This window comes from Tepidiphilus succinatimandens (genome assembly GCF_006503695.1).
Classification (GTDB): domain Bacteria; phylum Pseudomonadota; class Gammaproteobacteria; order Burkholderiales; family Rhodocyclaceae; genus Tepidiphilus; species Tepidiphilus succinatimandens.
In genome coordinates this window covers 1,336-27,586 of sequence record NZ_SBIK01000007.1, presented here as the reverse complement: position 1 = coordinate 27,586, position 26,251 = coordinate 1,336, and the positions used below count along the sequence as shown (strand labels likewise).

The window sequence follows — 26,251 nt, the reverse complement described above, 5'->3', positions numbered from 1 at the left end:
CGGTCGTGGCGTCGCCCGCTCCTGGCGTCCGCGTGCCACGCTACTATCCCGAGCGGGGGCGAGTGCTTCGCGGCGGGCGCTCAGGGAGCGAAGACTTCGTGCGCCGGCGTCTCGGCCCGGCCCGTGGGGGCATGGCCGAGCGCCCGCGAGATCGCATCCGCCGTTCGCTTCACCGGTCCGGCCAGCGCCGGGTCGTAGCGCTCGGCCGGTGTGGAGAGCGATAGCCCCGCCACCAGCGCGCCGTCTTCGTCGCGAATGCCGGCGGCGATACAGCGCACCCCCACCTCCTGTTCGTCGAGATCGTAGGCGATGCCTTCCCGGCGAACCCGCGCCAATTCTTCGTGCAGCCGCGCCGGATCGGTGATCGAACGCGGCGTCATTGGGGGGAGGCCCGTGCGGGCGATGTAGCGCTCGACCTCCGCCTGCGGCTCTTCGGCGAGGAAGAGCTTGCCGGTGGCGGTGGTGTGTAGCGGCGCACGGGAGCCGACGATGTGCACCACGCGTACCGCCGAGCGCCCGCCGCTCGTGCGCTCGATGTAGACGATGTGATCGCCGTCGCGGATGCCCAGATTGACGCTCTCGCCGGTGGCGCGATGCAGCCGCTGCAGCCAGGGATGGGCGACGTCGCGCAGCGACAGGCGCGCCTTGACGAGCGCGCCGAGTTCGAGCAGCCGAATGCCCAGGCGGTAGGTTCCTCCTTCGAGCCGCTCGACGAAACCGGCCGCCGTCATGGCGGCGAGGATGCGGTGCGCCGTGGAGGGGTGCAAACCGGCCTCGCCCGCGAGCGCCTTGAGCGGCAGCGGATCGGGATGGCGGGCGAGCACGTCGAGCAGGGTGACGAGCCGGTCGATCACCTGGATCGAACTTTTTGCTTCGACCGGAGCCGGGTCGGGGGCTGCGCAGGGATGTTGTATCATCGGGTCGATCGCTTGTTTCGAGGCGAAAGTATAGCGCATTTTTCGCATCGTGAAATGAGGAGGGGCGATGGGGGTAAGTGCAATCGTCGCTTTGCCGCTGCTGGGGGCGATCCTGCCGCCGCTCTTCGCCCGGACGGGGCGTACGCCGGCGCTGCTCGCCGCCCTAGCACCGAGCCTGGTGGCGCTCGCGCTGCTGTGGGGGAGCGCGCCGACGGTATTCTCCGGCGCGGTGGTGGAAGAGGTCGTGCCCTGGGTACCTTCCCTGGGTTTGGAATGGGCGCTGCGCCTCGATGGTCTGGGGTTTTTCTTCGCCTCCCTGATCCTGGCGATCGGTATCCTGATCTTCATCTATAGCCGCGCTTATCTCGCCGGCAACGAACCTCTCGGCACGTTCTACGCTTATCTCCTCCTGTTCCAGGGGGCGATGCTGGGGGTGGTGCTCGCCGACAATCTCTTGCTCTTACCCGTCTTCTGGGAGCTCACCAGCCTTTCTTCTTTTCTCCTCATCGGCTTCTGGCACCATCAGGCCGATGGACGGCGCGGGGCGAGGCTCGCGCTGGCGATCACCGGTGCCGGGGGGCTCGCGCTGCTCGCCGGCCTGATCCTGCTCGGGGAGATCGCTGGCACCTACCGCATCTCGGAGCTCGCGGCGCGGCGCGAGCTGATCCTCGCCGCGCCTGTGGCGCCGGTGGTGCTTGCCTTGATCCTGCTGGGCGCCTTTACCAAGAGCGCGCAGTTCCCCTTCCATTTTTGGTTGCCGCACGCGATGGCTGCGCCCACTCCGGTTTCGGCCTACCTGCATTCGGCCACCATGGTGAAGGCGGGGCTGTATCTGCTCGCGCGCCTGTGGCCGGTGTTCGGCCAAACCGACGCGTGGAGCGCATGGGTGACGGGGGTCGGGGCAGCGACCATGCTCCTGGGAGCGGCGATCGCGCTCTTCAAGGACGATCTGAAGGCGCTGCTGGCCTATTCCACCGTGAGTCATCTGGGTTTGGTGACCATGCTCCTTGGCTTGGGCTCGCCTGCGGCGGTGTTCGCCGCTCTGCTGCACGTGCTGATGCACGCCACCTTCAAGGCGGCGCTCTTCATGAACGCGGGCATCGTCGATCACGAGACGGGTTCGCGCGACCTGCGCCGCCTCGGGGGCCTGGCCAAAGTCATGCCGGGGACGGCAGGCATGGGAACGCTGGCGGCACTGTCGATGGCCGGGGTGCCGCCGTTGAACGGGTTCGTCTCCAAGGAGACGATGCTCTCCGAGGTGCTGGCGACACGCTGGGGGGACGGCTGGCTGCTGTGGGGAATCGTCGTCTTGGCGACGATCTTCTCCGCGGCCTACGCGTTCCGGTATTTTTCGGCGCTCTTCTTCGGGCCGTTGCGCTTTCCGGAAGGACGACGTCCGCACGATCCTCCGGCGCTGCTGTGGGGGCCACCCTTGGCCCTGGTCGTGGCGGTGGTGGCGTTGGGGCTGTGGCCCGGTCTGGCCGAGCCCTTGCTCGTTGCGGCGAGCGCGGCCGCCGCGGGGAGCGGCCGTGAGTGGCCGGAGCTCGCGCCGTGGCATGGGTTCGGCGCGCCGCTCGTGGTGTCGGCCGCGGCCTTCGTTTGTGGTGCGGCGCTGGTGTGGCGCTACCAAGCGCTGTCTTGCCGGGTGCTTGCCTGGGCTTTGCCGCTCGATGGACGAAGGGCGTTCTTCGCCGCGCAGGAAGGGTTGGTGCGGGGGGCGCACTGCCTCGTCGCTCGCCTGCACTTGGGGGTACTGGGGCGCTACGTGCTGCTGCTCGCCCTGGTGAGCCTCCTTGCGCTCGCGCTGGGTTGGGGTACAGGGGAGGGCTGGCAGCCGCAGCGCCCGCCCACGCCCGCCAACGGACTGGCCTGGATCTTCGCCGGCCTTGCGCTCGTGGCCACCGCCGCCGTGCTGCGCTGGCATCACGAGCGACTGCGGGCGGTGCTGCTCATCGGAGTGGTGGGGCTGGTCGTTTCGCTCGCTTTCCTCCATGCGTCCGCGCCGGATCTGGCGCTTACTCAGATCGCGGTGGAGGCGGTAACCACCGTGCTGCTCTTGCTTACGCTGTTCTTCCTGCCACAGCAGGATGCACCCCGGGCGTCGGCACCGCGCGGTGCGGCGGTGGTGGCGATACTCGTCGGCCTGGCGGTGGGGCTGCTCGCCTGGGTGATGATGCGCAATGAGGCCCCCACCCTGGCCGAGTATTTCTGGAGCCGTTCGGTACCAGAAGGCGGAGGGCGCAACGTGGTCAATGTGATCCTGGTCGATTTCCGCGGCTACGACACCTACGGCGAGATCACGGTGCTTGGCATCGCCGGACTGGTGATCTATGCCCTGCTGCAGGGGATGCAGGAGGGGCCGGCGCGCGAGGGGCTTCGCGCCTGGCATTTCCCCTTCGCCCTCTCGCCCACGCGCCATCCTCTGCCTTTCGCCGTCACGGCGCGGGTGATGTTGCCTTTCCTGCTCACGGCCGGGGTCTATGTGTTCTTGCGTGGGCACAATGCCCCGGGCGGCGGGTTCATTGCCGCGCTGCTCGTGGCGCTCGCCTTCCTGATCCAGTACATGGCGAGCGGCCTGTGCTGGACGATGCAGCGCCTGCGCGTCGATGCCCATCTGTGGATCGGTGCGGGCTTGCTCGTGGCCGGCATCACCGGCATGGCGGCGATGGGCTTGGGCGCGTCCTTTTTGCGCAGTGCCCATGGAGAAGTGCATCTTCCGGGCATCGGGCCGGTGGCGCTGGCGAGCGCCATGGGGTTCGATCTGGGGGTGCTGCTGACGGTGTTCGGAGCGGTGACGCTGGCCTTGGCGCAGCTGGCGCGCCTGGGGCGGCTGGCGGGGTTTGCGCCGAACCGCACGCCCATGGATCCGGACGTGCCGCCGGAGTCGTCGAGGGAGGGAGAGTGAAATGGAAGGCTTGTTCGCCGTGCTCATCGGGGCGCTGACCGCCGCCGGGCTGTATCTGTGCTGTCTGAGGCAGGTTTTTCCCGTGGTGCTGGGTCTGTCGCTGCTCTCCTACGCCACCAACCTCTTCGTCTTCGTCGCGGGACGGCTGAGCTTGGGCGCGCCGCCGATCTGGGAGGAAGGCGTGACGCGCTTCGCCGATCCGCTGCCGCAGGCGCTGGTGCTCACGGCCATCGTCATTTCCTTCGGGATGACGGCGCTCCTGGTGGTGCTGGCGATCCGGGCGCGCTTCGAGGCGGGCGAGGAGCGTATCGACGTGCCGCCGGTGACGCGCGCGACGGAGACGGACCGGTGACGGCGCATCTGCCGGTCTTGCCGGTGCTGATTCCGGCGGTGAGCGCGGCAGTGATGGTGGCGCTCACGCGCCAGGACGTGGTGCTGGCGCGCGTGCTCGCCTTTGCTTCGGCCGCCGCCCAGATTGGAGTCGCCATCCTACTCTTCGCCGCGGTGCGCGAGGGCGAAATCCTCGTCTATCGGCTGGGGGACTGGCCGGTACCCTACGGCATCGCGCTGGTGGCCGATCGTCTGTCGGTGGCCTTGGTGCTGCTCACTGCCAGTTTGGGAGCCGTGCTCCTGCTGCAGGCGCTCTCTGCCTGGGACCGGGCCGGGCCGCATTTTCACCCGCTCTTCCAGTTCCAGCTCATGGGGATTTATGGCGCTTTTCTCACGGGCGACTTTTTCAACCTCTTCGTCTTCTTCGAGGTGATGCTGATCGCCTCCTACGGGCTGATGGTGCATGGCGGCGGCGCGGCGCGCCTGACGAACGCCATGCAGTACATGGTGGTGAACCTCATCGGTTCGACGCTCTTTCTCTTCGCCGTCTCGCTCGTCTACAACGCGGCCGGCACCCTCAATTTCGCCGATTTGGCACTGCGCGTGCCGACGGTGCCGGCTTCCGATCGGGGCATCCTCATGGCCGGGGGGATGCTGCTGTGCGTCGTTTTCTTGCTGAAAGCGGCGGTGGTGCCGCTGCAGTTCTGGCTGCCGGGGGCCTACGGGCACGCGCCGGGGGTGGCGGCGGCGCTCTTTGCCTTGCTCTCCAAGGTCGGGGCTTATGCGCTGCTGCGCTTCGCGCTCGTCGGCCTGGGTCTGGGGCAGCTGGCGGCGCTGGAGCCGCTCGCCTGGCTTACCTTGTTGGCCGGGGCTTTGGGGGTTCTGGCCGCACCCACGCTGGGGGTGCTCGCCGGTTTTGCCTCCATCGCCTCGATCGGCGTGCTCTTCGTCGGCCTTGCGGGGGCGCAGGCGCCGCGCCTGGGGGCCGGGCTCTATTATCTGGTGCATTCCACCCTGGCTGGCGCCGCGCTCTTCGTGCTCGCCGATCTGGTGCGTGCGGCACGGCGCAAGGAAGGCGACGCCGTTGTCGGCGGCCAGAATTTCGCCGGACGGGCGCTGCTCGGCGGGGGCTTTTTCCTCGCGGCGATCGCGGCGGTGGGCCTGCCGCCGCTCTCCGGCTTCGTCGGCAAGATCGCGCTGCTGCGCAGCATCCCGGTGGAGGGGGGCGCCGGGGCAGCGAGCTGGGCCTTCGTGCTCGTGACGTCTTTCCTCCTGCTGCTGGGTCTGTCGCGGGCGGGTTCGCGGGTGTTTTGGAAGGCGCAAGGGGAGGCGCCGGCCGCGGCACGCGGACCGGCGGCGGGCGGCGTGGCGGCGCTCGCGCTGCTGTTCGCGGCGATGTTCGCCTGGGCGATCGCTGCCGAGCCGGCGCTCGCCTATTTCACGCAGGCAGCCCAGGCCCTGCTCAAGCCGGGTGCCTACGTGCAGGCGGTGACGGGGGCGGGGGTGTTCCGATGAGCGTTCGTGCGCGCCTGCGGCGCTGGCTGCCGCATCCGGTCTTGAGCCTGGCACTGATCCTGGCGTGGGTGGCGCTGCAAAACGAGTTCGCCGCGGCGCATTGGCTGATGGGTGCGATTGTGGGCGTGGTGATTCCGCGGCTCCTGCGCCCTTTCTGGCCGGATCCGCCGCCGGTGCGCTCGTGGCGCGCCGCGCTGGCCTATGCGGCCGTCGTGCTGTGGGACATCGCCAAGGCCAACGTGCAGGTGGCCGGCTGGGTGCTGCTGCGCCGGCCCGAGACGCTGCGCTCGAGCTGGCTCGTCGTGCCGCTGGAATTGCGCGTACCGGAGGCGATCACCTTGCTCGCGGGCACGATCACCATGACACCGGGCACGGTGAGCTGCGATCTGGCCGCAGACGGTTCGGCGCTGCTGGTGCATTGCCTGCACACCAAGGATGCGGCGGCGACGGTGGCCGAGATCAAGGCGCGTTACGAAGCGCGCCTGATGCGGATGTTCGGGGAGGATGAATCATGATCGAGATGGCGGCGTTGGTGGCGCTGGCGGCGTTCGGGTTGGGGGTGCTGCTGTGTGCCTGGCGGCTTTGGCGCGGCCCGGATCTGGTCGACCGGGTGCTGGCGATGGATACCTTGACGGTGAACGTGATCGCGCTCATCGTCACCTCGGGCATCTGGCAGGGAAGCTCGGTGCCGTTCGTGGCGGCGCTTTTTTTCGCCATGATCGGGTTCGTGTCGACGGTGGCGTTTTGCCGCTATGTGCTGCGCGGGCAGATCATCGAATAGGAGGGGCGAGATGGCGGATATGCTGGTCGCGGCCTTGCTGCTCGTGGGGGCGTTCTTCGGTCTGGTGGGCTCGTGGGGGCTGGTGCGGCTGCCGCAGACGATGCAGCGCCTGCACACGCCGACCAAGGCGACCACGCTGGGAGTGGGCGGAGTACTGCTCGCGTCGATCGTCTATTTCGGCGGTGTGCGCGGCGAGTGGTCGATCCATGAGCTGCTCGTCACCCTCTTTCTCTTCCTGACGGCCCCGGTTTCGGCGCTCATGCTCGCTCGGGCCTGGCTGCACCGCGAGCGGGAACGGGTGCGCGCAACGCTGCCCCGTCCTGGGGCGTCCGGCGTCGACTGGGGAGTGTACCAGCCGATACCGGAGGAAGCGGAGCACGGTGCCGCACCGAAGCGATAGGCTTCACTGCGCTCCGCGGATCATCCCCGCGGCCACCGTGTCCCAGGTGACGGGGTCGAGGAGAAGGAAACTCCCGGTGTCGCGCAGCGCCTCGTAGGGGTCGGCGGCGATCGGCTGGGCGAGCTTCACGCGCACGCGGGCGATGTCGTTCATCGCGAGTTCGTGCGCCGGCACGCGCTCGAGCGTGGCCACGTCCAGGTTCCATTCGATCGTTTCGATCCGCGCCTGTACTTCGCGCGTGGTGTGGCGCAGCAGGTAGGTGCGCCGCGGCGCGAGGGGAGCCGGGTCGAGCCAGACGAGGTCGGCCTCTACGCCGCGGGCGAGCGTCGGGGCGGATTCGTCGGCGCGCACGAGGAGATCGCCCCGGCCGACGTCGAGATCGTCGGCGAGCCGGATCATGACCGAATCGCCGGCGAGGGCGCGCTCGCGCGGCACGCCGCCCAGTTCGATGGCGGTCACGCGGCTGCGGCGCCCAGAAGGTAGCACGACGATCTCCTCGCCCACGGCGAGCGTGCCGGCCGCGACCTGTCCCGCCAGGCCGCGGTAGTCGTGCAGCAAGGGGTCGGTGGATTCGCGCGGCCGGCAGACCCATTGCACGGGAAAGCGGAAGGGCTTGTCGCGCGCGCCGTCCTCGACGGGGGTGCGCTCGAGCACTTCCAGCAGCGTCGGGCCCAGGTACCAGGGCAGATGCTCGCCGCGCTCGACCACCATGTCGCCCAAAAGGGCCGACATGGGGATGTAGTGGCGGCGCGCGCGCAGGCCGCTTGCCTCGGCGAAGTCCTCGAAGGCGTAGACCACCGCCTCGAAGGCGGCCGGGTCGAACCCGACGAGGTCCATTTTGTTCACCGCGATCGCCAGCGCCGGGATGCCGACGAGGTCGGCGAGCAGGGCATGGCGCCGGGTCTGGGCCGTGAGTCCCTGGCGCACGTCGACCAGCAGCACGGCGAGCTGGGCGGTGGAGGCGGCGGTGACCATGTTGCGGGTGTATTGCTCGTGGCCCGGTGCGTCGGCGATGATGAAGGTGCGCGCGCCGCTGCGGAAGTAGCGGTAGGCGACGTCGATGGTGATGCCCTGTTCGCGCTCGGCGATCAGCCCGTCGGTGACGAGCGAGAGGTCGGGGGCGGTGGCTCCGCGGCGCCGGCTGGTGCGTTCGATTCCCTCGAGAGTGTCGACCAGCAGCGCCCGGCTGTCGTAGAGCAGACGCCCGATGAGCGTGCTCTTGCCGTCATCGACGCTGCCGCAGGTGAGAAAGCGCAGTACGGTATCCATCAGAAATAACCCTCGCGTTTGCGTTGTTCCATCGACGCTTCGTGCGTCTGGTCATCGAGCCGGGTGGCGCCTCGCTCGGAGACGGTGGTCGCGGCGGTCTCGCGCAGAATCTCCTCGATCGTGCGGGCGCGCGATTCCACCGGCGCGGTACAGGTGATGTCACCCACCGTGCGAAAACGTACCCACAAAGTTTCGACCGCTTCGCCTTCCCGCGCCGGAGTGAGCTCGGTGACCGGCGCGAGCAGGCTGCCGCGGCGCACGCAGGGGCGGGGATGGGCGAAGTAGATCGAGGGCAGTTCCAAGCCCTCGCGGGCGATGTACTGCCATACGTCCAGTTCCGTCCAGTCGCTGATGGGGAAGGCGCGCACGTGCCCGCCCGGCGGGACCTTGGCGTTGTAGAGGCGCCAGAGCTCCGGACGCTGGTTCTTCGGATCCCATTGGCCGAACTCGTCGCGCACGCTGAAGACGCGCTCCTTGGCGCGGGCTTTTTCTTCGTCGCGGCGCGCGCCGCCGATGAGGCAGTCGAAACCGAACTCCTCGATCGCCTCGCGCAGGGTCACCGACTGATGTCGGTTGCGCGACTCGTCCGGACGGGCGAGGCGGACCGTGCCGCGGGCGATGGAATCTTCCACCGAGCGCACGATGAGCCGCTCGCCGAGTTCGGCGGCGCGCCGGTCGCGGAAGGCGATCACCTCGGGGTAGTTGTGACCGGTGTCGATGTGCAGCAGGGGAAAGGGAAAACGGCCGGGGCGGAAGGCTTTTTCGGCGAGCCGCAGCAGGCAGACCGAGTCCTTGCCGCCGGAGAAGAGCAGGGCGGGGTTCTGGCATTGCCCCGCCACTTCACGCAGGATGTGGATGGCCTCGGCTTCGAGCCGGTCGAGATGGGTGCGGGGGGCGATCATCGGGTCTCTCCGGTGAGGACGGGGCGGCGGTGCAGGCCGCATTCCTTGTGTTCGGGCCGTTCCCACCACCAGCGTCCGGCGCGCGGGTCTTCGCCCACGGCCACGGCTCGGGTGCAGGGGGCGCAGCCGATGCTGGGGTAGAAACGCTCGTGCAGGGGGTGGAAGGGCACGCCGTGGTGGCGCAGGTAGGCCCAGACGTCGCGCGCGCTCCAGTCGGCGAGCGGGTTGAACTTCGCCAGCCCGTGCGCTTCGTCCCATTGCTCCGGCGGCAGGTCGCTGCGGGTGGGAGATTGCTCGCGGCGCATGCCCGTGATCCAGGCTCGCTTGCCGGCGAGCGCCCGGGCGAGTGGGCGCACCTTGCGCGCGTCGCAGCAGGCAAGGCGCGCTTCGAGCGAATCATAGAATCCGTTGATGCCATGGCGGGCGACGAAGGCTTCCACGTCCTCGGCCTGCGGGGCGAAGAGCTGCAGACGCAGGCCGTAGTGCGCTTCCACCCGGGCGATCAGAGCATAGGTCTCCTCGTGCAGACGGCCGGTGTCGAGCACGAAGAGGCCGATGGAGGGGGCGTGGCGGGCGATGAGGTCGGTGAGTACCATGTCCTCGGCGCCGAGGCTGCTCGCGAGCACCGCCGGGGCGTGCTCGCGGGCGATGCGCTCGAGAAGGGCGATGGCGGCCTCGGTTTTTTTGTCGAGCGCCGCCAGTTCGGCGGCATCGAGCCGGGGGCGGGTGGGATCGCTCATGGGGTTCGCTCCTCGGCAAGTCCGCGCGCCCGGCGACGGAAAAGCGGCTCGGGTACGGCGGCGCTCGCCTGATAGGGTTCGGGGAAGACGGTCAGCAAACGGGTGCCGTCGCGCTCCAGGGTTGCACGGTCGTAGCGGGCCGGGTCGGGAACGAAGCCGTCGAAACCGCAGCGGCGAAGATAATCGAGCTGGTCGAGCAGGAAGGCACCGAAAGCGGTGAGCCGGCCATGCCAGCCGCGCCGACGCAGGCGCGTGGCCTGGCTGAAGGCCCGTCCGTCGGTGAATTTGGCAAAAGGCAGCACGATCTCCCCGAGCCGGGCGCATTCTTCCGCCGTGAGGATCGGTTCTTCTTCCGGAGCGAGCCACACCCGCCGCGGCAGGGGTGATGCGCCCGCGGCGAGCGCCTCGCGCCAGGCCGGGAGTGCCAGCACGGCGTCCGCTTCGTCGAGCGCGGCTTCCCAGGCCGATACCAGCACCGCGCGGTAGGCAGAGACGCGGCCGTCGAGCTCAAGCTTCCACATCGGCGGCCTCCTGGAGCGCGGGGTGACGGGCGGCGGGGGTACCGGCATAGACGGCCTCCTTGAAAGGCGCAGGCCCCAGACGGTCGAGCGTGTCGAGGAAGGTCTCGCCCGGGGCGCGTCGGGCGCGGTAGGTTTCGACCAGGGTGCGCGCCACGCGCGGCATGTCCTCGGCGCGGAAGGCCGGCCCGATCACCTTACCCAGCCGCGTGTCGTTCCCCTGCCGTCCGCCGATCGTCACCTGGAACCATTCCTCGCCGTTCTTATCCACCCCGAGCACGCCGATGTGCCCCACGTGATGGTGGCCGCAGGCGTTCATGCAGCCCGAGACGTTGATCGACAGCGGTCCGATGTCTTCCAGCTCCGCTTCGGTGAACTCGGCGAGCAGCGCCTGCGCCACCGGAATCGAGCGGGCGTTGGCGAGGGCGCAGTAGTCACCGCCGGGGCAGGAGATGAGATCGTGCGCGAGGCGGAAGCTCGGATGCCCGAAACCGAGCGCGCGTGCTTCGCGCCACAGTCCCGGCAGCGTTTCCTCGCGCACCCAGGCAAGCGCCAGGTTCTGCTCGTGCGTGACGCGGATCTCGCCGTCGCCGTAGCGTTCGGCCCAGTCGGCGATCGCCTCCATCTCATCGGCGGAAACGTCGCCCGGGGCGCTCGCTGCGCGCTTGGTGGTGAGCACGACGAGGGCGTAACCCGGCTGACGCTGCAGGTGCACGTTGCGCTGCCGCCAGCGCGTGAAGGCCGGCCATTCGTCCGCGCCGAGCGAGGCGACGGCAGGCAGCTCGGTTTGCCGCGCCCGCACGCGGCGCAGATCGTCGAAGTGCGCTGCCACGCGTTCGATCTCCTCGCGCGTGGGCCGCAGGGCCTCGCCCTGGGCCGCGAGTTCGGCGCGGTAGGCATCGACCTCGGCGCGAAAGGCGTCGACGCCGATCGCCTGCACCAGGATCTTGATGCGCGCCTTGTAGAGGTTGTCGCGCCGCCCATGGCGGTTGTAGACGTGCAGGATCGCTTCCAGCACGGTGAAGAGTTCCTCGGCCGGCACCTCGTCGTAGAGGAGTTTGCCCAGGATCGGCGTGCGTCCCAGCCCACCGCCCACGAAGACGCGCACCCGCGGCAGGAGGGGATCTTCGCCCGGCAAGAGTTCGAGGCCGATGTCGTGGGCCCGGACGAGCACGCGGTCTTCCTCGGCTCCATGCACGGCGATCTTGAACTTGCGCGGCAGGAAGGCGAACTCGGGGTGGAAACTCGACCATTGGCGGATCAGTTCGCACCAGGGGCGCGGATCGACGCGCTCATCCGGGGCCGCGCCGGCAAACGGATCGGTGGTGAGGTTGCGGATGCAGTTGCCGGAAGTCTGGATGGCGTGCAGCCCCACTTCGGCCAGACGCTCGAGGATGTCGGCCGTGTCCTCCAGCCGGATCCAGTTGAACTGGATGTTCTGCCGGGTGGTGAAGTGACCGTAGCCGCGGTCGTAGCGGCGGGCGATGTTGGCCAGCATCCGTAGCTGCCGCGCCTCCAGCAGTCCATAGGGAATGGCCACGCGCAGCATGGGCGCGTGGCGCTGGACGTAGAGGCCGTTTTGCAGGCGCAGCGGGCGAAATTCGTCCTCGCCGAGCTCACCGGCAAGGAAACGGCGCAGCTGGTCGCGATACTGGGCGACGCGGGCCTGCACCATGGCTTGATCCCAGGAATCGTAGCGGTACATGCAAGTTTCCCCTATGCGATGGCGGCAGTGTAGCGGCCGCCTCTGGCGCATAACAGGCGATTTGCGTTAGACTTCGATAACCGGCGGTTATTAGGAAACGGTGATGAACCTGCAGCAGATCCGCTACGTCGTCGAAGTGGTGCAGCACAATTTGAACGTGTCCGAGGCGGCCGATGCGCTCTTCACCTCGCAGCCCGGCGTCTCCAAGCAGATCCGTGCCCTCGAGCAGGAGCTGGGCGTGGACATCTTCGTGCGTCACGGCAAGCGCTTCACCGCGCTCACCGAACCGGGGCGCCAGATCGTGGCGATCTGCGAGCGCATGCTGCGCGACATGAACCACCTGCACGCGGTGGCGGAAGAATTCTCGCGCGCCGACGAGGGGGTGCTGTCGATCGCCACCACCCACACCCAGGCGCGCTATGTGCTGCCGACGGTGATCCGCAACTTCCGCGAGCGTTTTCCCAAGGTGCGCTTCTCCCTGCACCAGGGCAGCCCGCGGCAAGTGTGCGAGATGGTGATCGCCGGCGAGGCCGATCTGGCCATCGCCACCGAAGGCATCGGCGATTTCCCCGAGCTGGTCGAGCTCCCCTGCTACCAGTGGACGCACGCACTGGTCGTGCCCAAAGGCCACGAGCTCGCCACGTTGGAGCCGCTCACCCTGGAGGCGATCGCCCGCCATCCCATCATCACCTACGACGGTGCCTTCACCGGGCGCGATCACATCAACAAGGCTTTTCTCGGGCGCGCCCTCAAGCCAGAGGTGGTGCTCACGGCGATCGACTCGGATGTCATCAAGACCTACGTGCGCATGGGGTTGGGCGTGGGGATCCTGGCGAAAATGGCCTTCGACCCGGCGGCCGACACCGACCTCGTCTGCCGCGACCTGGGGCATCTGATCGAATCGAACACGACGCGCATCGGCGTCCTGCGCGACGCCTACCTGCGCGGATTCGTCTTCGCTTTCATCGAAGCCTTCGCGCCGCACCTCAAACGCGACGTGGTGGAGCGGGCGCTACGGGGGGATGGGGAGGATTATGGGTTGTGAGGGGTTTCCCCTTGGTACGCCGGCAGATGCCAGCCCCGCGTGATGCCCAGTCCGCGCAGCGCGAGGGCCGTGCCGGCACCAGCGGCGAGCGTGGGATCGTGGGGCCAGCCGGCTCGTAGCCCCAAAACGTAGACCGCGGCCCCGGCTGCGGCGGCGGAGGCATAGATCTCCCGGTGCAGGATCATGGGGATCTCGTTGCAGAGGATGTCGCGCAGCAATCCGCCGAAACTCGCCGTCATCATGCCCATGACCACGGCGATGAATCCGTTGGCCCCGGCCGAGAGCGCGGCTTGCGCACCGATGAGGGCGAAGACCGACAGCCCTATGGCGTCGGCCCAGTCGAGCAGCCGGCTCCAGCGCACGGGGCGTGCCGGGCGCGGCGCGAAACGCCCCCAGACGAACACCGCCCAGGCGGCGAGCAGAGTGATGACGAGATATTCCCACTGCGTGATCCAGTAGACGGGGCGATCGAGCAGCAGGTCGCGCAGCGTGCCGCCGCCGATGCCGGTCACCGTGCCGATGAGGGCGAATCCGACCGGGTCGAGCCGCTTGCGCGCCGCGGTGATGCCGCCCGAGAGGGCGAACACCGCCACGCCCGCGTAGTCGAGCCATTGGATGAGCGTCATTCAACCCACTGCGGCTTGCGTTTCGGCAACCCACTGCTCGATCGTGGCGCGATTGCGATCCAGCCACTCCTGGGTCACCGCTTCGAGCGCTTTGCCTTCGTCGAGCGCGAGCATCATGCGCTGGAGTTCGTCGAGCGGCATCTTGTAGCGTCGCAAGAATTCCACCGTCTCGGGCGAGCGCTCCTGAAGGTTCGGGTGGATCACGGCATCGATATGCCCTTGCTCACCATAGATGTTCTTGGGGTCGGCGAGTTGTTTGAGTGGGAAACGCGCCCAGATTCCCAAGGGAGTCCAGGCCGTGACCACGATCCACTGCTTACGGGCCACCGCCCGGGCGAGTTCGGCCTGCATGGCCGGAGTGGAGCTGTTGATCAAGCGCAGGTTCTTGATGCTATAGGCTTCGATCGCTTCTTGGGTATTGATCATGATGCCGGCGCCGGCTTCGATGCCGACGATGCGCCGTCCGAAACGGTCGGCGTGCGCATCGAGCTCTTCGATCGAATCGATCGGGACGTAGTCGGGAACGGCCAGGCCCAACCAGGTTCCCTCGGTGATCGGACCGAGGTTGATCACCTGATCCTTGTAGCGTTCCCAGTAGACCTGGTGGGTGGTGGGAAGCCATGCCGTCAGCGTGGCATCGGCCCGACCGGTGGCGACGGCCGCCCACATGGGGCCGGCGTCGGTGTTGATCAGCTCCACCGTCTGTCCCAGATGCTCGCGCAGAATGTGCGCGGCGATGTTCGTATTCAGATTGCTGTCGGGCCAGGACTTCACGTAGGTGATCCGGACGGTGGCGCTTTGGGCGAACGCGCGCGGCACGAACGAAGCGAGCGCGGCCGCGGAGCTCAGGAACAGGAAGTGGCGTCGTTTCATCGCGGTTTCCCCTTTTGTTGATAGATTTTCCCCGTGGACTGAGTGATGCGATCGAGGACGATGGCGAGGATGACCACGGCGAGCCCGCCGACGAATCCTTTGCCGACGTCGAGCTGGGTGATGCCCTCGAGCACGACGTTGCCCAGCCCCCCGGCGCCGATCATGGCGGCGATCACGACCATGGAGAGGCCGAGCATGATGGATTGATTGACGCCGGCCATGATGGCAGGAAGGGCGACGGGAACCTGGACCTTGGTGAGCAGCTGCCACCACGTGGCCCCGAAAGACAGCGCGGCTTCGACCAATTCGCGGGGCACTTGCCGAATACCCAGGCTGGTGAGGCGAATGAGGGGCGGGAGGGCGAAAATGGTGGTCGAGATCACGCCAGGCACCAAACCGAGCCCGAAGAAGATTACCGCGGGGACGAGGTAGACGAAAGCGGGCATCGTTTGCATCACGTCGAGCACCGGGCGCAGAATGCGCTCCACCATGGCGCTTTTGGCGGAGGCGATGCCCAAGGGGATGCCCACGAGCAGCACCAAGACTTCGCTGGCGAGCACGAGGGAGAGCGTCGTGATGAGCTCGTCCCACAGGCGCAGGTTCCAGACCAGGCCCAGACCGACCAGGGTGAAAAGCCCCAGCCCCCAGCCGCCAGGGCGCCGCCACCCTGCGGCGAGCACGGCGAGCAGGGAAATGAGCACGATGAACCACGGCGCAGGAATGGCATGCAGAGCACTTTGCAGGGAGTCGATCAACTCGTAGATCACGAAACTGATCGAGTCGAAGGCCGTGGCGTATTCGAGGGTGAGCCGGTCGATGCCGTCACTCACCCACTCACCCAGCGGGATGGGAGCGAATTCCTTCATGATTTGTCCTCGCGTTCCATGGAGACTCGCGACTCGCCGGACGGCGGTTTCTGCGCGGATTCGTTGGGCGTCGGCTCCGCGCAGGCCGGCTGCTCGGCGGTTTGCTCACTCGTCGCGGCAGCGGATTCGTCCGTCTCACCCTGTTGCGCCAAGGCTGCCAGCAAGGTGGTTTTGTCGATGACCCCGATGACCCGACCCTTGGCGTCGCACACGACCATCGGAGAGCCTTCGACGTTGGATCGCCGAATGAGCTCCGACAAGGGTTCCTCGGGCGCGGCACAGGGCAGGGGGCGCAAGGCGGAGCGTTCGAGACGCGCTTGGTCTCGCATCTCGATCACTTGCCGTAATTCGACATAGCCCAAGGGATGGCGCTGATTGTCGAGCACGATCAGGCCGCTGAAGCCGCTGTGCTGCATCTTGCGCAACAAGGCCCGGGGCGAATCGCGCAAATGGGCGAAAGTGTGCAATGGCAGCATGACGTCGGCGGCGGTGAGCACCTTGGTTCGGTCGGCGCCCCGCACGAAGGCGCTCACGTAGTCGTCGGCGGGTGCAGCGAGGATTTCTTGCGGGGTGCCTACCTGCACCAAGCGCCCGTCGCGCAAGATGGCAATGCGCGTGCCGATCTTGATCGCCTCGTCCAGGTCGTGCGACACGAACACCACCGTCGTGCCCACGCGCTCCTGGATCTCGATGAGGTCGTCTTGCAGTTGGCCGCGGATGAGCGGGTCGAGCGCGCTGAAGGCCTCGTCCATCAAAAGGATTTGCGGATCGACCGCCAGCGCCCGGGCGAGCCCGACACGCTGCTGCATGCCGCCAGAGAGCTCGTCGGGATATTTGTGTTCGTAGCCGCTCAAGCCCACCGTCTCGATGGCCTGCTGCGCGCGTTCTCTCCGTGTCGGGCGGGGTACGCCGTGCAACTCGAGGCCGAATTCGACGTTGCTGAGCACATTGCGGTGCGGCAGCAGGGCGAAGCTCTGGAATACCATCCCAAAAGCGCTGCGGCGGAGACGGCGCAGCGCATGCGCCCCCATGGCCGTGATGTCTTCCTCGCCGATGAAGACTTTGCCGGTGGTCGGCTCGTGCAGGCGATTGATGAGGCGCAACAGCGTGGACTTGCCGCAGCCCGACAGCCCCATGATGACGAAGATCTCTCCTTCGGCGATTTCCAGAGAGACGTCGTAGACCCCCACCACGACGCCAGTGCGCTCCTGTACCGTTTTCTTGTCCAGCCCCTGGGCCAGCAACTCGAGCGCCCGATCGGCATGACGCCCGAAGATCTTGCTGACTTTTTCCAGGCGAATCTTGGGCGTGCGCGCTTGGTGGACGGAATCGGTCGGCGTCGGTGCTGTGGCGCTCATTTCAACTGCACTCCTTCGCCGTCGAAGACGCTGAGCACCAGCGGGATGCCGGCGGCCACGCTCTGGCCGACGACGCAGAATTCCTCGAACTGCCCCAGGATGCGGTCCAGGTGCTGCAGGGAGGCGGCGGGCGCCCCGATTTCCAGGCGCACGTGAATGCGGCGCACGCGCAAGCGGCCCGCTTCGTTGCGCCCCATCTCGGCGCTCGCCTCGGCGCGCACGCCTCGAGGGTCATTCTTGAACTTCGTCAGGGCGAAATAGAGGCTGGAAGCCATGCAGTTGCCCACGGCCGAGAGCAGCAGGTGAGTCGGCGTGGGGCCCGTGCCCTTGCCCAGCGGCGGCGGCTCGTCCGTGAGAAGCGGCGGCATGCCTTCGCCGAAACGCACTTCGAACTGGAACCCTTCGATCTGGCGCAGGCTGACACTGGGCGGGTTTTTTTCTTCCATGATCGCTCCTTCCGATGAATGGGTGGAGTCAATGGTAGCACCGACGGCCGTCAGTCTTTCTCTGCCTTCCCTGCCGGCATCAACCCGGCCCAGACGAGGATCTCGTCGAGATAGTCGTTCCAGCGGGTGAAACTGTGATCGCCCCCTTCGAGCACCGTCTGCTTCGCGCCTTGGTAGAAGGCGATGGTCTGGCGGTGATCGAGCAGCTCGTCGCCCAGCTCCACCATCAGCCAGATCCGCTCGGGATGTTCCAGGCGGTCGCGCTCCAGCGCACGCAGCTGCGCCACGTGCTCGGGCGTCCACTCGAAAGGCTCACCGGTGTAGAGGTTGGTGAGCCGGCCCACGTAGGCGGACAGCCCCCGCGACGGATGGACGACCGGATTGGCCGCCACCGCCCGCACGCCCAATTCCTCGGCGAGCCGGGTGGCGTAGAAACCACCCAGCGAGCTTCCCACCACCGTCGGCAGCCGTCCTGTGTGCTCGGCGAGCCGCGCCACTTCGGTGCGCAGCATGGCCATCGCCTCCGCCGGAGCCACCGGCAGCTGGGGGCAGCGGAACGCGTCGGCGAGCCCTTTGGCCGCCATGTGCGCGGCGAGCGCCCTCGCCTTCACCGATTGCGGCGAGGAGCGGAAACCGTGGAGGTAGAGGATCATCAGGAGGCGTCCTTTGAGGGGGAAAGCAAACCGGCTTCCATCGCCGCGATGCGGGTGAGCGCCGCCCAGTCGAGCGACTCTCCGCCCTGGGCCATCAGGGCGAGGAAGCGGTCGCGCACGAGGCTCGCGAGCGGCATGGGCGCCGCGGCGCGTTCGGCCGAAGCGAGCACGAAGCGCACGTCCTTCAGCCCCAGCTTGGCCGCGAAGCCGGCAGGGGAGAATCGCTCTTCGGCCACGATGCGGCCGTAGTTTTCATAGACCGGCGAGCGAAAGAGCCCGTTGATGATCTCGAGAAACTGCAGCGGCTCGATACCGGCCTTGCGCATCAGGGCATAGGATTCGCCCAGCGCCTCGAGAAGCGCCATGATCATGAAGTTGCCCGCGAGCTTGACGACGTTGGCCAGTTGGGGTTGCGTGCCGACGACGTGCACGGCTTCGCCGATCGCCTCGAAGATCGGACGAGCGCATTCGACGAACTGCGGTGTTCCGGCGACGACCACGCGCAGTTTGCCCGCCGCGGCGGCCTCGGGCCGGCCGAACACCGGGGCGGAGACGAAACCGTGCCCGGCACGGGCGTGTTCCTCGGCCAGCCGCACGACGAAAGCCTCGCTCAGGGTGCTCGACGAGACGTGGATCGCACCAGCAGGAAGCGCGGCAAAGGCGCCGTTCGCGCCGAAGAGCACCGTTTCCACCGCTGCATCGTCGGCAAGCATCGTCACTAGGGCATCCACACCCTGAACTGCCTCCGCGGGGCTGGCTGCCGGTTTCGCGCCTTGCGCCACCAACGGCTGCATCCGCTCCGGCGTGCGGTTATAGACGACGAGCTCATGGCCAGCGCGCAGCAGGTTCTGTGCCATGCCGGAACCCATCCGGCCGAGGCCGAGAAAAGCGATTTTCATGCCGTGGACCTCCTCAGGGATAACGGAATCATGATAGTCGAGATGAGGGGTGGTGCAACTTTCTTCCTGTAAATGTACCAAGTCGATGTCATTGAAATGTCAAGATCAGGCATGCGAGTTGAGATAGACCTTGTCGCTCATCCTTTCCTCGTTGCATTCGGCGAGCAGGGCCGAGGCAAGGAGTAGGCAGGACGCCGGGGTGGGAAAGATCTACTGCTGGCACCGATCCGGTCCAGCATGATGCCGCTTCCATTCAACTCGGTGTATCAAGTTGCACTCGTTGGCCTGTGTCACTGAATTTACAGCCGTTGCTGACGCACGTCGGAGAGTTGATCGATCGGGGTTGATTCCCCATGTTGTCAGGGGGCTAAATCGTCGTGTTGCCTGATTCCACCGATTGACGGCTTGGCGCAGCGGGAGGAGGGAACCTCAGGACCCAGGGTGTCCGACGACAACGCCTTCGTCGAATCGCTCTTCAAGACGGCGAAGTACCGCCCCGAATTCCCGGCGCGCGGCTTCGCCAGCCTGGACGAAGCCCGTTGCTGGGGACAGAACTTTGTGCACTGGTACAACGTCGAGCATCGCCACAGCGGCCTGCGCTACGTCACCCCCGCCCAGCGACATGCAGGGGAAGACCACGCGATCCTGGCGGCACGGCACCAGACCTATCTGCAAGCCCGCGAACGTCACCCGGCACGCTGGTCCGGGCAGACACGGGACTGGACACCGATCGGGGCCGTCACGCTCAACCCGGAACGGGACAGCGTCGTTCAGGACTCTACCCAAGCTGAAATAGAAGGCAGGTGATGGCATGAATCAGGCGACAACTATCTTGACTTGCCCGAGGTACGTGCTCAAGAGGCAAAGGCCGGAATCCGCGCCAATGCTGGGGGAATGAGCAAAAAAATCCCAACCGATAAGGGTTGGGATTTTTGGTGTTGGTGGTGGAGCACGGAACCGAACCCGCGTCCGCTTTCAGAGACAGATAGTAACAGGTGGGTCTTGAGGGCACGGATTCGACCATTTGGCCGAGTCTGTTCACAGCAACGATATATCTTTGATCAGACGAGACCGGCGAGCCTGTCTTTTGACCTGATCATCAGAGTCGTCTGCCCACGCGTGAGACGAACTACCCCAAGACCAGTCTGTGCCAGTAATGCCCACCAAGCGAACCTCTCCTGCCATGCCGGAAATTGTTCGGTCAAACGACTTCCCGCCAGCACTGAAGGCGATTCGATGGCTGCCAGCCTTTACCCGTAGGCGGATCATTGAGTTCGGAACAGTTTCCATCGCAGTCCCGCCATTGACCGAAATATCCAGCGGATGGTGTCCATCACCCCAATAGCGAACTACGTATCCTCTTCTTGCTCGTCTGGTCGATGGGCCAGACGATAAAGAATGGGGAGTATGAGTAGCGTCAGTAATGTGGAAGACACGATGCCGCCGATCACCACAGTGGCCAAGGGCCGCTGAACTTCTGCGCCGGTTCCAGTGGCAATCGCCATCGGGATGAAACCCAAAGACGCCACCAGGGCCGTCATCAGCACGGGACGCAAACGGGTCAACGCGCCGGCCCGAATGGCCGCGTCCAGAGGCATTCCCTCCTCTCGCAGGGTGCGGATGTAGGAAATCATCACAAGGCCATTGAGTACGGCGACGCCTGAGAGCGCGATGAAGCCCACTGCCGCCGAGATCGACATGGGGATGTCGCGCAGCCACAGCGCCAGGATTCCACCCGTCAACGCGAACGGAATGCCGGTAAAAACCAGCAAACCATCCTTGGCGTTGCCGAACATCGCAAAGAGCAAGACGAACACCAGGAGCAGAGAGACTGGAACAACGATCTGCAGGCGTTGTGTTGCCGACTGCAGGTTCTCAAAAGTTCCGCCCCAACTCGTCCAATACCCAGGAGGGATCTTGACCTGTGCCAGAGCTGCTTTTGCATCCGCGACGAACGAGCCCACGTCTCGACCACGAACGTTGGCACTTACAACGATGCGACGTTTTCCATTTTCCCTGCTGACCTGATTCGGGCCGGGTGCCAACTCGAAGCTCGCCACTTCACCCAGTTGAATGAAGTTGGTTCGGCCTTCAAGACCTCCCGTACCTGTTCCGCGCGGCAAAGGAATCGGCAAGCGCTTCATGCCTTCCAAGTCGTTGCGCAGGGATTCTGGCAACCGAACCACGATGTCGAATCGACGGTCGCCTTCAAACAGCGTCCCGGCCTCACGCCCGCCGATGGCCGTGGCCACTGCATCTTGGATGTCGGCCACGTTCAGCCCGTAGCGCGCGGACTTCTGACGATCAATGTTGACCGTGAGCATCGGCAATCCTGTGGTCTGTTCAACTTTGACCTCAGACGCACCGGGGATCTTCTGCAACATGGACGAGACTTCTTCGGCTGTCTTGTTCAATACGTCCATGTCGTCGCCGAAGATCTTCACCGCCACATCGCTGCGGACCCCTGAAATGAGTTCGTTGAAGCGCAATTGGATAGGCTGCGAGAACTCGTAGTTGTTGCCCGGCACCTTGCCCACGACCTCCTGAATGGCCGCCAGCAATTCGTCGCGCGACTTGCGCGGCTCCGGCCACTCGGACACCGGCTTGAGCATGATGTAGCCGTCGGAAATGTTCGGCGGCATGGGGTCGGACGCGATTTCCGCCGTGCCGGTGCGCGCGAAAACGCGGTCGATCTCGGGGAACTTGGCCTTCAGCGTGGCTTCCAGTTGCTGCTGCATCGCAACCGATTGCGAAAGGCTGGTGCCCGGAATGCGCAGGGCCTGGATGGCGAAATCGCCTTCGTTCAGGCTGGGCACAAATTCACTGCCCATGCGGGTCGCGATCAAGCCGCACAGAACCACCGCTACTGCGGCAACCGCCAAGACGACGGCCTTGGCAGCCATGACACGGTCCAGCAAAGGACCGTACCAGCGCTTGGCCTGCACCATCAGCCAGTTTTCCTTCTCGCTGACGCGGTTGCCAATGAACAGTGCGACGGCTGCTGGGATGAAAGTCACCGACAGAATCATGGCACCCACGAGCGCGGCGACCACGGTGAACGCCATCGGGTGGAACATCTTTCCTTCAACACCGGTCAGGGCGAAGATGGGTAGGTACACCACCATGATGATGAGCTGACCGAACAAGAGCGGTCGGCGCGATTCCTTGGAGGCCAGGAACACCTCGTGGAATCGTTCCGAGCGCGTCAAAGGCCTGCCGTATTGAGCTTGCGCATGCGCGAGACGACGGACACAGTTCTCGACAATCACAACCGCACCGTCGATGATGATGCCGAAGTCCAGCGCCCCGAGGCTCATCAGATTGGCACTCACCTTGTTGGTCACCATCGCCGTGAAGGTGAACAGCATTGACAAGGGAATCACGGTCGCCGTGATGATGGCCGCTCGAATGTTGCCCAGGAATAGGAACAGGATCACGATCACCAGGATCGCACCTTCCAACAAATTCTTCTTCACCGTGCTGATGGCTTTATCCACCAACACGGTACGGTCGTAAACGGTGACCGCATGCACGCCTTCAGGCAGGCTGCGGTTGATTTCTTTCATTTTTTTGTCGACGGCCTGGGAAACCGTTCGGCTGTTTTGCCCGATGAGCATGAAGGCCGTGCCCAGCACCACTTCGCGCCCGTTGGCTGTGGCGGCACCCGTGCGCAGTTCACGCCCCAGCCCAACCTCGGCCACGTCACGCACCCGGATCGGCACACCACCGACGCTGCTGACGATCACGTTGCTGATGTCCTCCAAGGTTTTGACCTGACCGGGCGCTCGAATCAGATATTGCTCGCCACGCTTTTCGATATAGCCCGCGCCCACGTTGCCGTTGTTGCGATCCAATGCCGTCACGATGTCCTGTAAGGTGATGCCCAGCGAGGCAAGTCGCTCGGGTATCGGCGAGATCTGGTATTCCTTGGCAAAGCCGCCAATCGAGTTGATTTCTGTGACGCCGGGCACGTTGCGCAACTGCGGCTTGATGATCCAGTCCTGAATCTCGCGCAGATCGGTGGCCGTATAGGGTTGGCCATCAGGCTTCTTCGCACCATCCTTGGCTTCGACCGTCCACAGGTAGATCTCGCCCAAGCCGGTCGAAATCGGACCCATGGTCGGGGTAATTCCGGGGGGCAACTTGTCGCGCGCCTCCTGGATGCGTTCGTTGACCAATTGGCGCGCAAAGTAGATGTCGGTGCCGTCCTTGAAGATCACGGTCACCTGTGACAGTCCATAGCGGGACAGGGAACGGGTTTGCTCCAGGTTGGGAAGGCCCGCCATCGCGGTCTCAATCGGGTAAGTCACCCGTTGCTCGGTCTCCAGCGGTGAGTACCCCGGTGCTTGGGTGTTGATCTGTACCTGGACGTTGGTGATGTCCGGCACTGCATCGATGGGGAGCTTCTGGTAGTTGAATACGCCGACGGCCGCCATACCGATGACTGCTAGCAACACCAACCATCGATGTTCGATGGATGCTCGAATAAGTTTTTCAAACATGTGCGCGACTCCGGTATCAATGGGTGTGTTCGGCAGAGGCCTTGCCGAGCTCAGACTTCAAGACAAAACTTCCTGCTGCCGCGTAGGGAGCCCCCGGCTTGAGTCCTTGCACCACCTCGACCCGCTTGCCATCACTGCGGCCCAACTGCACGGGCTGGGCAATGAAGCCTCCGTTCACTTTCAGGAACACCACGGGCTTGTCGCCCAAGGTCTGAATGGCGTCACTGGCCACAGTCACGGGTACTTCCGCCTCCGATGCAGTCACCTCCACACTGACAAACAGACCAGGACGCCAAACGCCCTTGGGGTTGGACAAGACCACGCGGGCCTTGGCCATGCGAGTCTGTTCACCGATCAACGAACCCACAAAAGTTATGGTTCCGGTCGCGCTGGCATCGAAGGCCGTCGCTTTGATGGTGACCTTCTCGCCAACCCTGACCAGCGGCAAATCCTTCGCGGGCACGTTGATCTCGGCCCAGACCTGTCCCAGGTCAGACACGGTGAACACGGCGGCATCTTCCTTGACTGCCTCACCGAGGCTGAGATGTTTTTCGATCACCAAGCCGTCGAATGGCGCGCGCAGCTCGAAGCGATTGAGCCCCCCCGAAGATCCTGATGTCAGACCCAAGGCGGACAGCTTCTGCTGGGCGTTGGCCACGGCGACCTCTGCCTCGTGTAAGGCTTGCTTGGCTTGCAGGTAGTCCTGCTCGGCAGAGATCTTCTGCTCCCAGAGCCGCTTTTCACGCTCATACGTGGTCTTGGCCAAGGTCAATCGCTTTTGTGCTGTCTGCAACTCGCTGCGCAGCTCTGATGCCGCCGGGCTGGCGATGACGGCCAAAACTTGGCCTCGTCTGACCGCCTGCCCCAGACTGACCTGCACACTCTCGACCACACCCGCAATGCGCGGAACAATGTGCGAAGTCCGGTCTTCATTCAGACGAATTTCGCCTGGCAATTGCAAAACAGACTTGATGCGCGCAGGACCTGCCGTGTCGATGCCAATGGATGCGGCCTTGATTTGTGCATCGCTAAGCTCGACCTTCCCTTCCTCTTGGTTCAGGACGAACATGAAGGACTCGGTGGCAGTCTGGGCAACGATGCTGATCTCGAACGCGTGTGGCTCGGGCACCACCTCACGGCTCACCAGGCTGTCCTTGTCAGGTGCAAAGTTGAGGGTCTGCGTCTCTCCGGTCAAGCGCGTGATGGTGGCGCTGACTTTGGCTGCATTGTTTGGAAGCGGCTTATCTTTGCTGAACAGCCAGATCCGCAGGCGTGGTTCGCCTCCGTCCTCGGCCAGCAAAGCCTCCAGCCCAAAATCTCCTTCCTTGAACAGCTTGCCGCCATGAGGCCCCTTGCTGGGGCCTTCGTGGTGCTCGCCGTCAGCGTGGCCTTTGTCATGATCGTGCCCATCGCCACTCGTCTTGCCGTGGTGCTCACCATCACTGTGCGCTTTCGCTTCAACGTGGCTGCCATGACCGTGGCCATCATCTTCCGCCGTCTTGCTTGTCTTGTTGCTCAGAATGGCGGTGCCAAGCACTACGCCAGTCACGGCAATTGCAGCGATGGCGACCAACTGCTTTTTGCTGATGTTCAGTTTTTTTGTGTCGATTTTCATATTCATTCCTGATTGGATGGCTTGTCGGCATTCGGGGTGGAGTCGCCGAGCACCCGGTCAATGTCCGCCGCCGCGCGATGCGCTTCGGCCAGTGCCTTGAGGTATTGGGACTTGGCGGCGAAGTAGGTGCGCTGCGCGTCTAGCACTTCGAGGAAGTTGAACTTGCCGTTCTCGAATCCGATGGTGGCTGCGTCGTAGGCACTCTTAGCCCCGGGGAGTACGTCCCGTTGCAAGACCTCGACTTCCCTGCGAATGGCGTCCAGCCGCTCGCGGGCTTGCATCACTTCAGTGCCGACTCGCACGTTCAACGCCTGGAGTTCGTCCCGGGCTTTGTCTTCGCGCTTCAGCGCTTCCAGCAAGTTGCCCTGATTGCGATCAAACAACGGCAACGGCACGGAGACGCCGAACAGCAGCTGATCACGCTGCAGCTCATTGGGGCGCTTCACTCCCAGGCTGAAGGTGACATCGGGTACCCGCTTGCTGCGCTCCAAATCGACCAGTGATCTGCGGCGTTCCATCTCTAGCTGCGCACGACGCAAGGTTGGCGAGACAGACAGGCGTTGCTGGACACTGTCGAAGCTTGGAACGGGCGGGAGCGCTTCAATATTGCCCGCGACGAGGGTGAAGCGAGGTGGATTGGCACCCAGCAAGCTGGCAAGACGTCCCCGAGCGTTGCGCAGCTCGCTTTGCGCCTGGGCGAGTTCAACGCGCACCCCGGCCTCAGCCACCCGGGCCTTTGATTCTTCGACGGGAGAAGCCTTACCCGCTGCCACGCGCTTGGCAACCGCGTCGGTCACTTTTCTCGCCAAATCGACACTGTCAAGAGCCAGTGCTACACGCTCCTGGGCTGCCAGCGTTTCGAAGAAGGCGGCGACCACAGCGGCGCGGATTTCGATGCGCCGCACATTCAGGTCTTCCACTGCGATGTCGCGCCCTCGCTCGGCGGCCGCGATACGGGCCGCGCGCTTGCCGCCCATTTCAACGGGAAGGTTGATCTGCACGCTTTGTGTACGGGTCTGTGCGCGCTGGTCTTCCAGTAAATAGGCAAGCTCTGGGTTAGGGCGCGCTTGCCCTTGAAGCACCTGACCTTCAGCAGCCTCAATTTCACGTTTTGCGACGGTAAGGTCTGGATTGCCGTCGAGCGCCAACGCGATGGCTCTCTGCAACGTCAGAGGCGTCGCCACATCGGCCTGCGACTCAGATTGGGCTGTGCGGTTGGCTTGCGCAGCAGGCAGCGATTGGGCAAAAGATACCCCTGCGGTGAGCGCAATGAGCAGGCCCGCTGCAGTTGCCTTTTTTGTAGCCCTATGAACGGCAAGTGACGCCCGTCGTTTTTGCTTGTGAATACTCTTCAACATCCGATTCTCCAGTGATTTCAAAGACACG

23 protein-coding genes and 1 pseudogene are annotated in these 26,251 nt (G+C 65.2%); 8 read left to right on the top strand and 16 right to left on the bottom strand.

Translation table 11 applies throughout. From position 1 onward, the window contains the following. Positions 1-80 precede the first annotated feature (80 nt). Positions 81-917, bottom strand: coding sequence for an IclR family transcriptional regulator (locus EPD82_RS05695; protein WP_141056088.1), 837 nt, complete (start codon positions 915-917; stop codon positions 81-83). 67 nt (positions 918-984) lie between these two features. Here EPD82_RS05695 and mbhE point away from each other — a divergent pair, with 67 nt between their 5' ends. From mbhE to EPD82_RS05665, 6 genes are read left to right on the top strand one after another with little or no spacing between them, the layout of a single operon-like run. Further along, positions 985-3,822, top strand: coding sequence for a hydrogen gas-evolving membrane-bound hydrogenase subunit E (gene mbhE / locus EPD82_RS05690; RefSeq protein WP_141056087.1), 2,838 nt, complete (start codon positions 985-987; stop codon positions 3,820-3,822). A gap of 1 nt (position 3,823) precedes the next feature. Further along, complete coding sequence (locus tag EPD82_RS05685) at positions 3,824-4,174, top strand: Na+/H+ antiporter subunit C (protein WP_141056086.1); 351 nt, start codon at positions 3,824-3,826, stop codon at positions 4,172-4,174. Next, complete coding sequence (locus EPD82_RS05680) at positions 4,171-5,667, top strand: monovalent cation/H+ antiporter subunit D (RefSeq protein WP_141056085.1); 1,497 nt, start codon at positions 4,171-4,173, stop codon at positions 5,665-5,667. The genes EPD82_RS05685 and EPD82_RS05680 overlap by 4 nt, the downstream gene beginning before the upstream one ends. Further along, positions 5,664-6,182: a Na+/H+ antiporter subunit E gene (locus tag EPD82_RS05675; RefSeq protein ID WP_141056084.1), complete on the top strand. Its 519-nt coding sequence runs from the start codon at positions 5,664-5,666 to the stop codon at positions 6,180-6,182. Before EPD82_RS05680 ends, EPD82_RS05675 begins: the two co-directional genes overlap by 4 nt. Continuing rightward, complete coding sequence (locus EPD82_RS05670) at positions 6,179-6,448, top strand: K+/H+ antiporter subunit F (protein WP_055423228.1); 270 nt, start codon at positions 6,179-6,181, stop codon at positions 6,446-6,448. Before EPD82_RS05675 ends, EPD82_RS05670 begins: the two co-directional genes overlap by 4 nt. Positions 6,449-6,458: 10 nt before the next feature. Beyond that, positions 6,459-6,848 (top strand): Na+/H+ antiporter subunit G, encoded by a 390-nt coding sequence (locus tag EPD82_RS05665; RefSeq protein ID WP_055423227.1) that lies wholly within the window; start codon positions 6,459-6,461, stop codon positions 6,846-6,848. Between the two features lie 3 nt (positions 6,849-6,851). On the opposite strand, the gene EPD82_RS05660 is transcribed toward EPD82_RS05665, so the two are convergent. The 5 genes from EPD82_RS05660 to EPD82_RS05640 are packed head-to-tail and all read right to left on the bottom strand — an operon-like array spanning position 6,852 to position 11,982. Continuing rightward, the gene (locus EPD82_RS05660; RefSeq protein WP_141056083.1) at positions 6,852-8,117 is read right to left on the bottom strand and encodes a sulfate adenylyltransferase subunit 1; all 1,266 of its coding nucleotides are present in this window, start codon (positions 8,115-8,117) and stop codon (positions 6,852-6,854) included. Next, entirely contained in the window at positions 8,117-9,019 is a 903-nt protein-coding gene (gene cysD, locus EPD82_RS05655; RefSeq protein ID WP_141056082.1) for a sulfate adenylyltransferase subunit CysD, read from the bottom strand. The genes EPD82_RS05660 and cysD overlap by 1 nt, the downstream gene beginning before the upstream one ends. Then, positions 9,016-9,759, bottom strand: a complete 744-nt coding sequence (locus EPD82_RS05650) for a phosphoadenylyl-sulfate reductase (RefSeq protein ID WP_055423224.1) — start codon at positions 9,757-9,759, stop codon at positions 9,016-9,018. Before EPD82_RS05650 ends, cysD begins: the two co-directional genes overlap by 4 nt. Then, positions 9,756-10,280, bottom strand: a complete 525-nt coding sequence (locus EPD82_RS05645) for a DUF934 domain-containing protein (RefSeq protein WP_055423223.1) — start codon at positions 10,278-10,280, stop codon at positions 9,756-9,758. The genes EPD82_RS05650 and EPD82_RS05645 overlap by 4 nt, the downstream gene beginning before the upstream one ends. Next, positions 10,267-11,982 (bottom strand): nitrite/sulfite reductase, encoded by a 1,716-nt coding sequence (locus tag EPD82_RS05640; protein WP_055423222.1) that lies wholly within the window; start codon positions 11,980-11,982, stop codon positions 10,267-10,269. Before EPD82_RS05640 ends, EPD82_RS05645 begins: the two co-directional genes overlap by 14 nt. Before the next feature lie 103 nt (positions 11,983-12,085). On the opposite strand from EPD82_RS05640, the gene EPD82_RS05635 reads away from it, so the two are divergent. Continuing rightward, the gene (locus EPD82_RS05635) at positions 12,086-13,027 is read left to right on the top strand and encodes a CysB family HTH-type transcriptional regulator (protein WP_141056081.1); all 942 of its coding nucleotides are present in this window, start codon (positions 12,086-12,088) and stop codon (positions 13,025-13,027) included. Here the strand turns inward: EPD82_RS05635 and EPD82_RS05630 are convergent. From EPD82_RS05630 to EPD82_RS05600, 7 genes are read right to left on the bottom strand one after another with little or no spacing between them, the layout of a single operon-like run. Further along, positions 13,015-13,653 (bottom strand): trimeric intracellular cation channel family protein, encoded by a 639-nt coding sequence (locus EPD82_RS05630; RefSeq protein WP_141056080.1) that lies wholly within the window; start codon positions 13,651-13,653, stop codon positions 13,015-13,017. The genes EPD82_RS05635 and EPD82_RS05630 overlap by 13 nt on opposite strands. Then, on the bottom strand, positions 13,654-14,526 hold the full coding sequence (locus EPD82_RS05625) for a glycine betaine ABC transporter substrate-binding protein (RefSeq protein WP_141056079.1): 873 nt from the start codon (positions 14,524-14,526) through the stop codon (positions 13,654-13,656). Continuing rightward, on the bottom strand, positions 14,523-15,392 hold the full coding sequence (locus EPD82_RS05620) for an ABC transporter permease (protein WP_141056077.1): 870 nt from the start codon (positions 15,390-15,392) through the stop codon (positions 14,523-14,525). The genes EPD82_RS05625 and EPD82_RS05620 overlap by 4 nt, the downstream gene beginning before the upstream one ends. Beyond that, a complete protein-coding gene (locus EPD82_RS05615) occupies positions 15,389-16,750 on the bottom strand; it encodes a quaternary amine ABC transporter ATP-binding protein (protein ID WP_141056075.1) in 1,362 nt (453 codons plus the stop codon). Before EPD82_RS05615 ends, EPD82_RS05620 begins: the two co-directional genes overlap by 4 nt. Then, a complete protein-coding gene (locus EPD82_RS05610; protein WP_141056073.1) occupies positions 16,747-17,196 on the bottom strand; it encodes an OsmC family protein in 450 nt (149 codons plus the stop codon). The genes EPD82_RS05615 and EPD82_RS05610 overlap by 4 nt, the downstream gene beginning before the upstream one ends. A 50-nt stretch (positions 17,197-17,246) precedes the next feature. Next, on the bottom strand, positions 17,247-17,849 hold the full coding sequence (locus EPD82_RS05605; RefSeq protein ID WP_141056071.1) for a YqiA/YcfP family alpha/beta fold hydrolase: 603 nt from the start codon (positions 17,847-17,849) through the stop codon (positions 17,247-17,249). After that, entirely contained in the window at positions 17,849-18,769 is a 921-nt protein-coding gene (locus EPD82_RS05600) for an NAD(P)-dependent oxidoreductase (protein WP_476718293.1), read from the bottom strand. Before EPD82_RS05600 ends, EPD82_RS05605 begins: the two co-directional genes overlap by 1 nt. Before the next feature lie 414 nt (positions 18,770-19,183). On the opposite strand from EPD82_RS05600, the pseudogene EPD82_RS05595 reads away from it, so the two are divergent. Then, positions 19,184-19,555 (top strand): annotated as a pseudogene (locus EPD82_RS05595) (integrase core domain-containing protein); the annotation flags it as partial. Between the two features lie 542 nt (positions 19,556-20,097). Here the strand turns inward: EPD82_RS05595 and EPD82_RS05590 are convergent. From EPD82_RS05590 to EPD82_RS05580, 3 genes are all read right to left on the bottom strand, one after another. Continuing rightward, positions 20,098-23,250: a CusA/CzcA family heavy metal efflux RND transporter gene (locus EPD82_RS05590; RefSeq protein WP_141056067.1), complete on the bottom strand. Its 3,153-nt coding sequence runs from the start codon at positions 23,248-23,250 to the stop codon at positions 20,098-20,100. A 16-nt stretch (positions 23,251-23,266) separates the two neighbouring features. Further along, the gene (locus EPD82_RS05585) at positions 23,267-24,865 is read right to left on the bottom strand and encodes an efflux RND transporter periplasmic adaptor subunit (protein ID WP_141056065.1); all 1,599 of its coding nucleotides are present in this window, start codon (positions 24,863-24,865) and stop codon (positions 23,267-23,269) included. A 2-nt stretch (positions 24,866-24,867) separates the two neighbouring features. After that, on the bottom strand, positions 24,868-26,251 hold a 1,384-nt coding region (locus tag EPD82_RS05580), incomplete at its 5' end, for a TolC family protein (protein WP_206202204.1).

Coding starts and splice junctions, on each gene's coding strand:
- EPD82_RS05675 (WP_141056084.1), top strand. CDS start 5,664: ATGAGCGTTCGTGCGCGCCTGCGGCGCTGGCTGCCGCATCCGGTCTTG.
- mbhE (WP_141056087.1), top strand. CDS start 985: ATGGGGGTAAGTGCAATCGTCGCTTTGCCGCTGCTGGGGGCGATCCTG.
- EPD82_RS05585 (WP_141056065.1), bottom strand. CDS start 24,865: ATGAAAATCGACACAAAAAAACTGAACATCAGCAAAAAGCAGTTGGTC.
- EPD82_RS05630 (WP_141056080.1), bottom strand. CDS start 13,653: ATGACGCTCATCCAATGGCTCGACTACGCGGGCGTGGCGGTGTTCGCC.
- EPD82_RS05640 (WP_055423222.1), bottom strand. CDS start 11,982: ATGTACCGCTACGATTCCTGGGATCAAGCCATGGTGCAGGCCCGCGTC.
- EPD82_RS05605 (WP_141056071.1), bottom strand. CDS start 17,849: ATGATCCTCTACCTCCACGGTTTCCGCTCCTCGCCGCAATCGGTGAAG.
- EPD82_RS05665 (WP_055423227.1), top strand. CDS start 6,459: ATGGCGGATATGCTGGTCGCGGCCTTGCTGCTCGTGGGGGCGTTCTTC.
- EPD82_RS05685 (WP_141056086.1), top strand. CDS start 3,824: ATGGAAGGCTTGTTCGCCGTGCTCATCGGGGCGCTGACCGCCGCCGGG.
- EPD82_RS05590 (WP_141056067.1), bottom strand. CDS start 23,250: ATGTTTGAAAAACTTATTCGAGCATCCATCGAACATCGATGGTTGGTG.
- EPD82_RS05695 (WP_141056088.1), bottom strand. CDS start 917: ATGATACAACATCCCTGCGCAGCCCCCGACCCGGCTCCGGTCGAAGCA.
- EPD82_RS05625 (WP_141056079.1), bottom strand. CDS start 14,526: ATGAAACGACGCCACTTCCTGTTCCTGAGCTCCGCGGCCGCGCTCGCT.
- EPD82_RS05670 (WP_055423228.1), top strand. CDS start 6,179: ATGATCGAGATGGCGGCGTTGGTGGCGCTGGCGGCGTTCGGGTTGGGG.
- EPD82_RS05615 (WP_141056075.1), bottom strand. CDS start 16,750: ATGAGCGCCACAGCACCGACGCCGACCGATTCCGTCCACCAAGCGCGC.
- cysD (WP_141056082.1), bottom strand. CDS start 9,019: ATGATCGCCCCCCGCACCCATCTCGACCGGCTCGAAGCCGAGGCCATC.
- EPD82_RS05635 (WP_141056081.1), top strand. CDS start 12,086: ATGAACCTGCAGCAGATCCGCTACGTCGTCGAAGTGGTGCAGCACAAT.
- EPD82_RS05645 (WP_055423223.1), bottom strand. CDS start 10,280: ATGTGGAAGCTTGAGCTCGACGGCCGCGTCTCTGCCTACCGCGCGGTG.
- EPD82_RS05650 (WP_055423224.1), bottom strand. CDS start 9,759: ATGAGCGATCCCACCCGCCCCCGGCTCGATGCCGCCGAACTGGCGGCG.
- EPD82_RS05610 (WP_141056073.1), bottom strand. CDS start 17,196: ATGGAAGAAAAAAACCCGCCCAGTGTCAGCCTGCGCCAGATCGAAGGG.
- EPD82_RS05620 (WP_141056077.1), bottom strand. CDS start 15,392: ATGAAGGAATTCGCTCCCATCCCGCTGGGTGAGTGGGTGAGTGACGGC.
- EPD82_RS05660 (WP_141056083.1), bottom strand. CDS start 8,117: ATGGATACCGTACTGCGCTTTCTCACCTGCGGCAGCGTCGATGACGGC.